At 71.7% G+C, this 12,351-nt stretch carries 11 protein-coding genes and 1 pseudogene; 6 read left to right on the top strand and 6 right to left on the bottom strand.

The window, feature by feature from the left end; translation table 11 throughout:
• Positions 1-25: 25 nt before the first annotated feature.
• Both AB0B68_RS22870 and nudC read left to right on the top strand, forming a co-directional pair.
• Positions 26-1,369: a pitrilysin family protein gene (locus tag AB0B68_RS22870; protein WP_357262546.1), complete on the top strand. Its 1,344-nt coding sequence runs from the start codon at positions 26-28 to the stop codon at positions 1,367-1,369.
• A gap of 37 nt (positions 1,370-1,406) precedes the next feature.
• Positions 1,407-2,366 carry an NAD(+) diphosphatase gene (gene nudC, locus AB0B68_RS22865; protein ID WP_357262543.1) on the top strand — a complete coding sequence of 320 codons (960 nt, stop codon included), beginning with the start codon at positions 1,407-1,409 and terminating at the stop codon, positions 2,364-2,366.
• A 128-nt stretch (positions 2,367-2,494) separates the two neighbouring features.
• Here nudC and AB0B68_RS22860 read toward each other — a convergent pair whose 3' ends face one another.
• From AB0B68_RS22860 to AB0B68_RS22850, 3 genes are all read right to left on the bottom strand, one after another.
• Positions 2,495-2,770 (bottom strand): hypothetical protein, encoded by a 276-nt coding sequence (locus AB0B68_RS22860; RefSeq protein WP_357262541.1) that lies wholly within the window; start codon positions 2,768-2,770, stop codon positions 2,495-2,497.
• A 233-nt stretch (positions 2,771-3,003) separates the two neighbouring features.
• The gene (locus AB0B68_RS22855) at positions 3,004-3,243 is read right to left on the bottom strand and encodes a DUF397 domain-containing protein (RefSeq protein WP_357204785.1); all 240 of its coding nucleotides are present in this window, start codon (positions 3,241-3,243) and stop codon (positions 3,004-3,006) included.
• 74 nt (positions 3,244-3,317) lie between these two features.
• On the bottom strand, positions 3,318-4,298 hold the full coding sequence (locus AB0B68_RS22850) for a helix-turn-helix transcriptional regulator (RefSeq protein ID WP_357204783.1): 981 nt from the start codon (positions 4,296-4,298) through the stop codon (positions 3,318-3,320).
• Between the two features lie 214 nt (positions 4,299-4,512).
• On the opposite strand from AB0B68_RS22850, the pseudogene AB0B68_RS22845 reads away from it, so the two are divergent.
• Positions 4,513-5,694, top strand: a pseudogene (locus AB0B68_RS22845) (MFS transporter); the annotation flags it as partial.
• 226 nt (positions 5,695-5,920) lie between these two features.
• Here AB0B68_RS22845 and AB0B68_RS22840 read toward each other — a convergent pair.
• Complete coding sequence (locus tag AB0B68_RS22840) at positions 5,921-6,163, bottom strand: mycoredoxin (RefSeq protein WP_112681335.1); 243 nt, start codon at positions 6,161-6,163, stop codon at positions 5,921-5,923.
• Positions 6,164-6,255: 92 nt separating this feature from the next.
• Between AB0B68_RS22840 and AB0B68_RS22835 the strand changes: the two genes are divergently transcribed.
• The 3 genes from AB0B68_RS22835 to AB0B68_RS22825 all read left to right on the top strand — a co-directional run bounded on the left by AB0B68_RS22835 (position 6,256) and on the right by AB0B68_RS22825 (position 9,287).
• The gene (locus AB0B68_RS22835; protein ID WP_357262538.1) at positions 6,256-8,421 is read left to right on the top strand and encodes an ATP-dependent DNA helicase UvrD2; all 2,166 of its coding nucleotides are present in this window, start codon (positions 6,256-6,258) and stop codon (positions 8,419-8,421) included.
• Positions 8,422-8,542: 121 nt separating this feature from the next.
• A complete protein-coding gene (locus AB0B68_RS22830) occupies positions 8,543-8,791 on the top strand; it encodes a hypothetical protein (RefSeq protein ID WP_357204779.1) in 249 nt (82 codons plus the stop codon).
• A 130-nt stretch (positions 8,792-8,921) separates the two neighbouring features.
• On the top strand, positions 8,922-9,287 hold the full coding sequence (locus AB0B68_RS22825; protein WP_030490434.1) for a WhiB family transcriptional regulator: 366 nt from the start codon (positions 8,922-8,924) through the stop codon (positions 9,285-9,287).
• A gap of 340 nt (positions 9,288-9,627) precedes the next feature.
• Here the strand turns inward: AB0B68_RS22825 and AB0B68_RS22820 are convergent, their stop codons facing one another.
• Together AB0B68_RS22820 and AB0B68_RS22815 are read right to left on the bottom strand one after the other, a co-directional pair.
• Positions 9,628-10,974 carry an AarF/ABC1/UbiB kinase family protein gene (locus AB0B68_RS22820; RefSeq protein ID WP_357204777.1) on the bottom strand — a complete coding sequence of 449 codons (1,347 nt, stop codon included), beginning with the start codon at positions 10,972-10,974 and terminating at the stop codon, positions 9,628-9,630.
• Positions 10,971-12,083 (bottom strand): TOMM precursor leader peptide-binding protein, encoded by a 1,113-nt coding sequence (locus AB0B68_RS22815; RefSeq protein WP_357204775.1) that lies wholly within the window; start codon positions 12,081-12,083, stop codon positions 10,971-10,973. Before AB0B68_RS22815 ends, AB0B68_RS22820 begins: the two co-directional genes overlap by 4 nt.
• Between the last annotated feature and the right edge of the window lie 268 nt (positions 12,084-12,351).

The raw sequence follows: 12,351 nt of genomic DNA, 5'->3' as shown, positions 1-12,351 counted from the left end.
CACAGTCGCGAACGAAGGTGACACAGTGAGTATCGCTACTGCTCCTGCCGGCCCGCGTACGCTGCCGCCGCTCGGGCCGAACCGCAAGCTCAAGGTGCCCAAGCAGGCCGAGCGGACACTGCGCAACGGCCTCACCGTGATCGCCGTACGCCGGCCCGCCGTACCCCTTGTCGAACTGCGGCTCTGGGTGCCGTTCGGCCGGGTCCACCTGGCCCGCGGCGCGATGCTCTCGCAGACCATGCTCTCCGGCACCGAGTCGATGTCCAGCGTGCAGATCGCCGCCGAGTTGCAGAAGGTGGGCGGCGGGCTCTCCGCGGGCGTCGACCCGGACCGGCTGATGCTCTCCGGCGCCGGCCTGGTCACCGGTCTGGACCGGATGCTGGAGCTGCTGGCCGAGGTGCTGACCGGCGCCAGCTACCCCGGTGACGAGGTGGCCACCGAACGGGACCGACTCGTCGACCGGATCCAGGTGGCACAGAGCCAGCCTTCGCACCTGGCCCGGGAGGCGCTGCTCAAGCGGATCTACGGCCGGCACCCGTACGCGACGCAGACGCCGGAGCCCGGCCAGATCCGTGCCGTCCGAACGGCGGCGCTGCGCACCCTGCACTCGGAGCGGGTCCACCCGACCGGCGCGCAGTTGGTGCTGGTCGGTGACGTCCAGCCGGAGAAGGCACTGGACGCGGCCGAGCGGGCGCTCGGTGGCTGGTCGGGTGCCGGGCGGGTGGCCGAACTGCCGGCGACACCGCCACTGGAGCCGGGGCCGCTGCTGCTGGTCGACCGGCCGGGCTCAGTGCAGTCCTCGCTGCGGATCGCGCTGCCGGCGGTGTCGCGCACCGACCCGGACCACGCCCCACTGCAACTGGCCAACCTGATCTTCGGCGGCTACTTCTCCTCCCGGTGGGTGGAGAACATCCGCGAGGACAAGGGCTACACGTACGGCCCGCACTCGGTGATCGAGCACTCCGTCGCGGGGTCGGTGCTGGTCGCCGCCGCCGACGTGGCCACCGAGGTCACCGGCCCGGCGCTGCTGGAGACGACGTACGAGCTGGGTCGGTTGGCGTCGCTGCCGCCGAAGCCCGAGGAGTTGGAGCAGGCCCGGCAGTACGCCCTGGGCACCCTCCAGCTCGGCATGTCCACCCAGGCCGGGTTGGCGGCGTTGACCAGCGCGTACGCCGGCAACGGTCTGCGCCTGGACTTTCTCGCCGAGTACGCGGCGAGGTTGGCGAAGGCGAGCATCGACGACGTCGCGCAGGCGGCGGCCCGCTACCTGGCCCCGGCCCGGGCGGCGATCGTGGTGCTCGGCGACGCGGAGCGGGTGACCCCGGGGCTGGCAGCGCTGACCACTGTGCAGACCGAGCAGCAGGCGTGAGCGAGCAGGCCATGGGGCTCAGCAGCGGGGGGCTGGCGTGAGCGGGGAGGCGGCGCCGCCGTTGGCGCGGTCCACGTTGGATCGGGCCGCGCACCGGCGGGGTGACCCGCAGTGGTTGACCGAGGCGTGGTTGCGCGCCCGGGTGCTGCTGCTCGACTCGACCGACGAGGGTCGGACGCTGGCCCGCACCAAGACGTCGCCTCCGACGTTGGTGCTGCTCGGGGCGGCTGACGTGCCCGCCGGGTCGGAGTCGGTGGCGATGTTCCTGGGTGTGGAGCCGGACGGTGTGCCGGTCTTCGCTGTCGACGCGCCTCTTCCGGCGATCCCGGGAACCCGGGCGGTCCACCTCCGGGAGGTGGGTCACCTGCTCGCCGACCGGGAGGCCGGCATCTTCACCACCGCGTTGGCGCTGGTCAACTGGCACACCCGGCACGGTTACTCGACGAGTACCGGCGCGCCGACCGCGATGGACGAGGCGGGTTGGTCCCGGGTGGACCGCAACGGTGGGCGGATCTGGCCGCGTACCGACCCGGCGATGATCGTGCTCGTTCACGACGGCGTGGACGGCCCGGACGGCCACTGCCTACTCGGCAACAACGCCGGCTGGCAGGGCACCCCGGGTGGTCGCCGCTACTCCTGCCTGGCCGGCTACGTCGAGCCAGGGGAGTCGGCGGAGGCGGCTGTGCTGCGCGAGGTCCGCGAGGAGGTGGGCATCGGCGTCGAGCGCATCGGGTACGTGGGCAGCCAGGCCTGGCCGTTCCCCGGTTCGCTGATGCTGGGCTTCCTGGCCACCGCCGACCCGGCCGAGCCGGTGCGGGTCGACCCGTCCGAGATCGCGTACGCCCGGTGGTTCTCCCGCCGGGAGATCGGGGCGGCGTTGGCCGGGCAGACGGTGGACGTGGGCGACGGGGCCCGGCTGATCCTGCCGCCTCCGTCGTCGATCGCGCTGTTTCTCATTCACCGCTGGCTGGACGGCTGGACGGACGCCGACAGCTGAGCACGGTCCCGACCCGTGGCCGCCGTTGCCGCGGCGGTCACGGGCCGGGAACACGGGCCGTCGTGGTCAGCGGGTGCGATCAAACGCGGCGGGGGAGCCGGTCCGACCACGACGGACGACCTGTGGAATCAGGTGCCGGCGCGGCCCGGTCTGTGTCGGAAGGCGGGCCGCGACTCGATCAGCGGGAGGACCTTGACCCGTTGCTTGCCGGCGCGGACCGCGCCGACGGTGGCCAGGGCGCGGGCCAGTTGCAGCGCGGCGTCCCGGTTCTCGGCGTGCACGGTCTGCCGGCGCGGCTCGGGCGCTGTCGTCTCGTCGCGAAGTCGGTGGCCGTCCGCCCAGGCGGCGGCGATGTCCCCGTCAGCGACGGCGCGGATGTCGGTGCGAACGATCAGGAACCGCATGAGGGTCTCCGGATGAACCGCGACGGATGAGCCAGTGTGGAAGTTCCACGTACTCGAGGCCATGTTACGCCCCGTGTTCGTCGCAGCAACTGAAACGCGCCTATCGGTTTCGAGCCTCGTCCGATCGGCGGATGCCTGCTCAGCAGGGTCGCGGGTCGCGGAGCGACCGAGCCTGCGGTACGACGCGACGGGGCCGCCGGCAGTGCGCCGACGGCCCCGTACCAGTCACCGGATCAGTTCAGATCGAACTGGCCCTTCTTCGCCCCGGTGATGAAGCCCAGCCATCCCGCGCGGTTGAACAGCAGCACCGGGCCGCCCCGGTCCTTGCTGTCGCGCAGGGCGACCGCCGACGGGCCGGCGGCCAGCGGGGCGACCTCCACGCAGTTGGAGGTCTGACTGCGTGTGCTGGTACGCCACGGGGCGTCCGCCAACGAGTGGGCGGAGACGGACGGCGTGTTGCGGATTTCGTTCATGGTTCTGCTCCTGATGTGCAGCGATCCGATGGGACGAGTGGTGCCGCACGTCCCGACGGCAGGTCCCCCGTGGATCACCGGTCCGTCAGTCGCCCCGATTCCCGGCGGCGTTGGGTCGGCGCCGTTGCCGGACCGAACGCCACTGTGGATGGGGGCGTTGCCTCGGTCAGCCGTCCCGTCGCCTCGATCAGCCAGGAGAGGGTGTCCGAGGCGTTAAGTGCCGCCTTGCATAGCCACTCGAACACCACTTTATAGCGATTTAGCGTGATTGCCTCGGTCGACATGACGTCGGTGAAGCCACCTTCGATGGCCAATGTCTCCGGATCGAGGGGATCGGCGAACCGATAGACCGAAAAGGCGGTCGGCGGAAGGTACCAATCGCCGATCTGGGTGTCCCGGGGTAGCACGTGCAGAGCCACGTTCGGCAGCAGCGCCAACTCGCAGAGCTGGAGCAGCTGTTCGTGCAGCACCTCCGGCGGCCCGGCCCGGCGGCCGAGAGCCGCCTCCTCCAACACGGCCGTGTAGCGGGGAGCGTGCGGCTCGCGGGTCAGCAGCGACTGGCGGGCCAGCCGCGCCTGCACCTCGGTCTCCGGCTCGTCGCCGGGCTCCGGCTCGCCCGCGCCCGCGTTCACCTGCCGGGCCGACACGATCCGGAGCTGGGCGTAACCGGGGGTCTGCAACAGGCCCGGCACCAGCACCGGGTTGTACTCGGAGATCTCCGCGCAGCCCGCCTCCAACTCGGCCCAGCCGCGCTGCTGCTGCGTCATCACCGGGAAGTTCTTCAACCAGCCGCGCATGTCGCCGGCCTCGTTGGTGATGCCCAGCAGCTCGTCGTGCAGTGCCTGGTCGGCGCCGTAGAGGTCGAGCAGGTCGCCGACGTCCTGCGGGTCCGGTCGGCTGCGGCCGTTCTCCAGGCGGGACAGCTTGGACGCGGAGGCCCAACCGATACGCTCGATGACCTGATCGCCGGTGAGGCCCGCGGCCTCACGTAGGCGGCGCAGTTCGATGCCCAACCGGCGACGACGCAGGATCGGGCTGGGTGCGGCAGGAGGCACAGTGTCCTCTTTCCCGTCGACCGACGCAGACGCGACGGTAACTGTATGAAATTCGCCCCCCACGGTCAGTATGGACGGCGCGACCGGTGTCGGAGGTTCCGGCGAGGGCGTGTCTTGCGAAAATCGCACCACGGGAATGCCGGATGACGACGGACCCGCGGTCGCGGCCCGTCGACCTCGCCCACCCGGGCACGCCATTCCGCCGGAGGGACCCATGCGCACGATCCTGCGCCGACCCGACTTCCGCCTGCTCTTCGGCGGTCTGCTGGCGAGCATGACCGCCGAGTCCATCCTGCTGCTCGCACTCGCCATCTGGGTCAAGGAGCTGACTGGCTCGAACGGGTTGGCCGGTGCCACGATCTTCGCGGTCATCGCGCCGATGACGATGGCGCCGCTGGTCGGCTGGGTTGTCGACCGTTACCCGCGCCGACCGTTCTTCGTGGCCGCGAACGTGGTCACCGCAGCCCTGCTCGCCCCGTTGTTCACCGTCCGCGACGCGGGCGACGTCTGGGTCGTCTATCTGGTGGCGGCCCTGTACGGACTCTCGTCCATCACGCTCGGCGCGGCCCTCAGTGGACTCATTCGCGAGATGGTGCCGATCGAGCTGCTGGCCGAGGCGAACGGCGTTCTGCAGACCGTACGTCAGGGGATTCGACTTGTCGGCCCGCTGGTGGGCGCGGCGCTCTACGCGGCGCTCGGCGGATGGGCGCTGGCCGGGATCGGCATGGTCGGATTTCTGATCGCGGCGGCGGTGGTCACCGCGCTGCCCACGCCGCAGCAGCGGCCACCGGCCGTCCGGCTGCGGTGGCCGGCCGAACTGGGCGCCGGTCTGCGGCACCTGGCCGGCGAGCCGGCCCTGCGGCGGGCCCTGCTCGGCTACGGGCTCGGGTCACTGGTGATGGGCTTCAGCGAGTCGCTCATCTTCGCCTACGTCGACCAGGGGCTCAACCGGGATGCCGCGTTCGTGGGGGTGCTGTTCACAGTGCAGGGCATCGGTGGGTTGCTCGGTGGACTCTTCTCACCGACGCTGGTCCGCCGGCTCGGAGAGGTCGGCACACTGGCCGCCGGGGTCGCCTTCTTCGCTCCGGCCGCGCTCGCGCTCGCGTTCCCCGATCTGTGGCTCGGGTTCGCGGCGGTGCTGCTGGCCGGGGTCTCGCTTCCGCTGACGATGGTGGGTCTGCACACGCTGATCCAGCGCCGCACGCCGCCTTCGCTGGTCGGCCGGGTCGCCGCCGCCACCCAGGCGGTGGTCCGCGGGCCGCAGGCGGTCTCCATCGGGGCGGGGGCCCTGCTGGTCGGGTTCCTGGACTACCGGCTGCTGTTCGCGCTGGTCGGGGCGGCCACCCTGGCCGCCGGCAGCTACCTGTGGCGGGGCCGGCACCTGAGCGCCCCGGCCGGGGCCCGCCCGCCGACACCGCCCACCCGCCCGACGCTCCCGGCACCCCGCCGTCCGGCCGAGGACACCGACCGGTCCGGGCTCCCGGCACCCTGCCGTCCCGCCGAGGACGCCGACCGGCCCGGGCTTCCGGCACCCACCGACAGTGGTCACCGTGACCCGTTCCCGAACACGACGAGCGGCCGCCCCGGGTGGGGCGGCCGCGCACCGAGAATGAACCGGCGGATCAGGCGTTGAGCGTCTCCAGGTGCTGCTTCACCTGGGTGATCGAGGGATTCGTCAGGGCGCTGCCGTCGGCGAAACGCAGCGTCGGCACCGTCTGGTTGCCGCCGTTGACGCTCATCACGAAGTCCGCGGCCTTCGGGTCCTGCTCGATGTCGACCACCTCGTAGCCGATGCCCTCCCGGTCGAGCTGCGACTTCAGCCGGTGGCAATAGCCGCACCAGGGGGTGGAATACATCGTCAGCATGGTCGGATCCTCCAACTCCTCCGGCCGCGACTTGGGGATCAAGCCGAGGCTGTTCGCTGCAACGCTGGGAGGAGCTGAGATGATTCCTGGTTGTGGTGGTTCACTCAGCGTCGGAACAGGTGCTCGCCGGGCTGGACCCGGAGCAACGCGCCGCCGTGACCGCACCTGCGGGCCCGGTCTGCATCCTGGCCGGCGCCGGCACCGGCAAGACCCGGGCGGTCACCTCCCGAATCGCCCACCGGGCTCTCTCCGGGGAGATCTCCCCCCGCCACGTGCTCGCTGTCACCTTCACCGCCCGGGCCGCCGCCGAGATGCGACACCGTCTCACTCTGCTCGGGGCGCAGGGTGTCCAGGCGCGGACGTTCCACGCGGCCGCGCTGCGCCAGGTGCGGTACTTCGCCCCCCGGCTGCTGTCCGGCCGCGCCATGCCCGAACTGCTGGACAGCAAGGTACGATTGGTCACCCTCGCCGCCGCGCGGGTCGGCCTGCGTACCGACCGGGCCGCCGCCCGCGACCTGGCCGGCGAGATCGAGTGGGCGAAGTCGTCGCTGGTCGAGCCGACCGAATACGTGGTGGCCGCTGCCCGGGCCCTGCGCGACACACCGCACGAGCCGACGAAGGTCGCCGACGTGTTCACCGCGTATGAGCAGCTCAAACGGTCGAACGGCGTGATCGACTTCGAGGACATGCTGCGGGCCGCGGTGTGGGGCATCGAGGAGCACCCGGACGTCGGCGAGCAGATCCGCAGCCAGTACCGGCACTTCGTGGTCGACGAGTACCAGGACGTCAACCCACTCCAGCAGCGGTTGCTGGACGCCTGGTTGGCCGGCCGCAACGACCTGACCGTGGTCGGCGACGCCAGCCAGACGATCTACTCGTTCACCGGGGCGACCTCGGCGTACCTGGTCGACTTTCCCCGCCGGCACCGCAACGCCACAGTGGTCCGGCTGGTCCGTGATTACCGCTCCACCCCGCAGGTGGTCGGGCTGGCCAACGCGGTGATCTCCCAGGCCCGGGGCACCGAGGCGCGCCTGCGGCTGGAGTTGAGCGGGCAACGCCCACCCGGCCCCGAGCCGGACCTGCGGATCTTCACCGACGAGCCGGCCGAGGCGAACGCGGTGGCCGCGCGCTGCCGGTCGCTGATCGACGCGGGCACACCGGCGAAGGAGATCGCCGTGCTGTTCCGCGTCAACGCGCAGTCCGAGGCGTACGAGAAGGCGCTGACCGAGGCCGAGGTGCCGTACGTCGTGCAGGGCGCCGAGCGGTTCTTCGAACGCACCGAGGTGCGCCAGGCGATGGTGGCGCTGCGGGCGTCCACCCGCTCGATCCCGGGGGAGACACCGCTGCCGGCCGCCGTCGTCGAGGCGCTCACCGCCGTCGGCTGGGCCCCGGACGCGCCCCCGGCCGGCGGCGCCGCCCGCGAGCGATGGGAGGCGCTGTCCGCGCTGGTCCAGCTCGCCGAGGAGTACGCGGCCACCCCCGAGGTCGTGCCGATCGGCGAGGCCGCCTCGGTGGAGCGCCCGGTCACCCTCACCGACTTCACCGAGGAGTTGGCGCGCCGGGCCGCCCAGCAGCACGTGCCGACTGTGGACGGCGTGACGCTGGCGTCCCTGCACTCGGCCAAGGGGCTGGAGTGGGACGCCGTCTTCCTGGTCGGCCTCGCCGAGGGCACCCTGCCCACCACCTACGCCAAGACCGTCGAACAGGTCGAGGAGGAGCGCCGGCTGCTCTACGTCGGGATCACCCGCGCCCGGGAATGGCTCTGGCTGTCGTACGCCGCGGCGCGTTCGCCGGGCGGACGGGCCCGGCGGCCGTCGCGGTTCCTGCCCCAACTGGACCGCTCCGGCGGCACGGAACGGGCGACCGGCGGCACCGGTCCGGCCCGCGGTCCCGAGCGTCGACGAACCCAGATCGTCTCCTGCCGGATCTGCGGCGCGACCCTGCTCGCCGGCCCGGACCGCAAGCTCGGCCGCTGCCCCACCTGCCCGTCCGACATAGACGATGAGCTGCACGAACGGCTGCGCGAGTGGCGGCAGCGGGTGGCCGGTGCGCAGAAGGTCCCGGCCTACGTGGTCTTCACCGACGCGACGCTTGTCGCCCTGGCCGAGCGGCGACCGGGCCGGTCGGAGGAGCTGATCGCCATCGCCGGTATCGGTCCTCGCAAGTTGGGCCTCTACGGGGAGTCGGTGCTGGCCCTCGTAGCCGGCGCCGGGGTGGACGATGTCTGCCCGGAGAAAACTTTCGAAATCTCGTCGTAAATTCGTTTGCCCTCGCCCCGGCGCGAGGAATAGCCTCAGGACACACCACGCGAGCGGCGCCATTCCGGCTGCTCACGAGGTCGGTCCAGTCGATTCGAGGAACGTGAGGGAGGTGGCACCCGTGAAGATCTTCACCTATGAGCGTCTGGCGGCGATGCCGTCTGTCTGCGCTCCGCTGTCGGCTGTCCGGGTGGCCCTTGCGGCTGCACGACCGTCGGTTCCACAGGTGCACCAGGTTCAGGCCGAGCTGACCCTGACCGTCGCGCCCGCTGGAGTCGAGGGGACCAGTGGCTTCACGGGCAATGGCATCCAGGTCGCCAAGAAGCGCATGGATGTCCGCGGCGTTCCACCTCGAGGTAAACCGGTCTGACCATCAGACTCCGGCTCACCTCGAGGCCGCGGAACCCGCTTACCGGGATCCGCGGCCTCAGTTTTTTGCCCGCCGTAAGTACGTCGGAATGCGATCCACGAGATCGAAGTGAGAGAGAGGTGACCGGGAGATGAGTCTGGCGTTGGCCCCCCTCGACATGAGCGTCGAGATGGAGGCGAACCTGCCCTGCCGGAAGTTCGACCCCGACCTGTGGTTCTCCGACTCGCCCACCGAGCTTGAGCTGGCCAAGTCACTCTGCGGGGACTGCCCGCTGCGTGTCGAATGCCTGGCTGGAGCCGTTGAGCGAGCGGAGCCGTGGGGCGTCTGGGGCGGCGAGATCTTTGAGCGTGGCGCGGTTGTCCCGCGTAAGCGGCCCCGTGGCCGTCCGCGCAAGGAGGACGTCGCCCGTGACGCCGAGCTTCGGGTCGAGGCCGAGGCGCGCCTGGCGGCCAGTGGGCTGTCGGAGGTGCGTGGCGCGGTCCGGCTGGCAGCCTGACATGTTCCCGACCCGTTCCAACTACGCCGGTGGCACACCGGCAGTGAGTGAGAAAACGATGTTGAACGTTCCGAGTGGAGCCTTTGAGATGCAACTACTCCACGAAGCGTTGTCCCGGGCTCGAATGCGTCGGCCTCAGGCCGGTCGTACCACCACGAGCACTGAGGCAACCCGATCCGCCCGTACCGTCGCCATGACCAGCCGCAACCAGGCGGCCCGCGACCTGGGCGTTCTCTAGTACCACCCCACGCAGAAGGGCGGGTGCCGACTGGCACCCGCCCTTCCCCATGTGATCAGCCGCCCGGGCCTCGACGTGATCAGCCGCCCCGGGCCTCGACGGTCAGGCGACCGGGGCGAAACCGGGCAGCCAGCGCTCCAGGATGCTTCGGTACGGCGCCTTCGCCTCCAACTGACAGAGCACCCCGATCGACCCGAGCGTCACCCGGTGGATCAGCAGGTACGACGGTGGCAGGTTGAGCTGCCTGCTCAGCTGGTACGTGGGGGAGCGAGGGCTGGCCAGTCGACCCGCCTCGGCCCGTAGCCAGGCCCGGGTGAACCGGAAGCCGTCCGCCGCTATGGGCTCCAGCATGGGGCGGATGAAGTCGAGCACCCCCTCGGCGTCGATCTCCTCGGCCGAGCCGATGAACCCCTCCGACCGCAGCCCCGCCACGACCTCGTCGGCGTCGCCGCGCAGCGCCGTCGCGGCGATACGACCGATCGGCTCCGGGGTGCCCTCCGGCATCCGGGCCACCGCACCGAAGTCGATCACCCCGAGTCGACCGTCGGGCAGCAGCCGGAAGTTTCCCGGGTGCGGGTCGGCGTGCAGCAGCCCGGCCCGTTGCGGCGCGGAGAGGTGCAGGGTGGCCATCAACCGACCCGCCTCGTCCCGATCCTCCTCGGTGCCTTCGCGGATGATGTCGGCCAGCGGGGTGCCGGTCACCCATTCGGTGACCAGCACTCGGGGCGAGGCATTGATCACCTCGGGGATGTAGATCTCCGGGTCGTCGGCGTACGCGGCGGCGAAGGTGCGCTGCGACTCGGCCTCCAGCTCGTAGTCCAACTCCTCGGTGATCCGTTCGCGAAGCTCGGCCAGGAGCGGCTTGACGTCCAGGCCGGGCTGGATGGCCCGGAACATTCCGCCCAGTCGGGAGAGCTGCTTGAGATCGGCGAGCAGGGCGTCGCCGGCCCCCGGATACTGGATCTTGACCGCCACGTCGCGGCTGTTCGGTTCGCCCGACTCGTCGACGCCCGGCTCGCGCCACCGCGCCCGGTGCACCTGACCGATGCTCGCGGCGGCGGCCGGGACGTCGTTGAACTCGACGAACAGGTCCCGCCAGTCGGGGCCGAGCTGCTCGGCCAGCACCTTGTGCACGCTGGCGGCCGGCAGTGGTGGTGCCGCCTCCTGCAACTTCGTCAGCGCCTGCCGGTAGGGCGCGGCGATCTCCTCCGGCAAGGCGGCCTCGAAGACCGACAGCGCTTGGCCGAACTTCATCGCCCCGCCCTTGAGCTGGCCCAGCACGCTGAACAGTTGCTCGGCGGTGCGCTGCTGAATCTCCGCGGAGATCACGTCGGAGGCCAGCCCGGTGACGCGCTTACCCATCCCGAGAACGGTCCGGCCGGCGAAGCCGAGCGGCAGGGCGGCGAGCTTGGCGGTGCGGGACACGGCGCGGCGCGGGATGTCGGTCACCCGGTCATTGTTACCGACCGGAGGGCCCCGCTGCTGCTCTGCGGCTGGGCTGGTGCGGACACTCGCCCTCGCGAGCACGCACATGCCGGGTGTGGCGGCCAGCCCCGACGACGGAAACGGCCGGCGCCGGTGATCTCCATGGCGCTGCCCAGCGTCTCCGGGTGGCCGCCGTCCAGCTGCGTCAGCGCCTCGGCCAGGGCGTACCCGCAGGCGACGAGCAGCGTGCCGGTCGTGGCGGCAGCCACTGGGTCGGCGGCGGCGAGTTGCGCGGCGAGCCGGGGCCAGTCCGGGTCGCGGTCGGCCCGGTGCAGCTCGACGCAGTGCAGGCAGGGCCCGGCGGGTGGGCGGACCAACGGCCCGATCACCGGTACGCCCTCGCGCAGTGTGACCAGCAGGTGCGGCTGCCGACGCTGGGCGAGACCGGCGGCCAGCAGCGCCGGGGGCCGGTCCGTGCCGAGCTGGATCACCAGGTCGATCCGCCCGGCGCGGGTCGGACGGGTGACGGTGCCGGGTGCGACGCGGTTGACCGCGGCCCGCACCGCCGGTGCGAGCGGCCGACCCAGTTCGGCGGCGGGAATGCCCGTGCCGATCAGATCGACGGGGCGTACCGAGCCGGTGAGCTGGGGAATCACCTGCCCCACGCCGGACTGGGCCAGTGCCACGGTCAGCGGCCCGCCGAGCGCCCCGGCACCGGTGAGCAGGACGCGGGCCGCCCGCCGCCTACGCAGGACCTGCGCGGGGGTGCCGGGCAGTCGGGCGGCGGCCAGGGCCAGCGCGCCGGCCTCCGCCGCGAGCCGGGCGCGGACCGGGCCGGTCAGGTCGCGGGGGAGCAGGCTGTGCGCGGCCACCAACAGGCCGGCGGCCCGCAGGGTGTCGAGCAGGGTACGCGCGTCGTCGGCGCTGACCTGGGCGGAAGCCGCATGGATCAGCACGGCCCGCTCGCTGCGGGTGCCGTCGAGCAGGTCGAGCAGGTGGGCGGCGCGGGGGTTGGCCAACTCCAGTAGGGCGGCCGGCCCGGGGCCGACGCCGAGCTGGAGGGTGTGTCGGTCCCGCCAGAGCCGGTTGAGACCGGGAAGCAGGGTGGGGCGGGGCAGTACGGTGCGGCTCATGGTCACGAATCGTGACCGCACCTTCGCGTTCGGTCGATCGTTGTCCACAGGCGGTCAGGCCGCTATCCAGCGCTATCCACAGGATTTCACGAGTTTTCCACAGCCCTTCCCACCTGTTGTCGGCCACCCGACAGGGCTACCGCAGCGGTGTCACCACTCCCGATCTGGCGACGGGGGTGGGGTGGCCACTCGGCCACCCCACCCAGCGGGGGGGTTCGGTCCAAGCCGACGTTATGCCACCCCAACGGGGGCAGGCGTCGGGCACCGG

This window comes from Micromonospora sp. NPDC049049 (assembly GCF_040649115.1).
Classification (GTDB): domain Bacteria; phylum Actinomycetota; class Actinomycetes; order Mycobacteriales; family Micromonosporaceae; genus Micromonospora.
This window is presented reverse-complemented; position numbering and strand designations above follow the sequence as displayed.

Bases quoted from the DNA above. Each gene is read 5' to 3' on its own strand.
- AB0B68_RS22860 (WP_357262541.1), bottom strand. From the start codon at position 2,770: ATGCGGTTCCTGATCGTTCGCACCGACATCCGCGCCGTCGCTGACGGG.
- AB0B68_RS22855 (WP_357204785.1), bottom strand. From the start codon at position 3,243: ATGAACGAAATCCGCAACACGCCGTCCGTCTCCGCCCACTCGTTGGCG.
- AB0B68_RS22840 (WP_112681335.1), bottom strand. From the start codon at position 6,163: ATGCTGACGATGTATTCCACCCCCTGGTGCGGCTATTGCCACCGGCTG.
- AB0B68_RS22825 (WP_030490434.1), top strand. From the start codon at position 8,922: ATGAGTCTGGCGTTGGCCCCCCTCGACATGAGCGTCGAGATGGAGGCG.
- AB0B68_RS22815 (WP_357204775.1), bottom strand. From the start codon at position 12,083: ATGAGCCGCACCGTACTGCCCCGCCCCACCCTGCTTCCCGGTCTCAAC.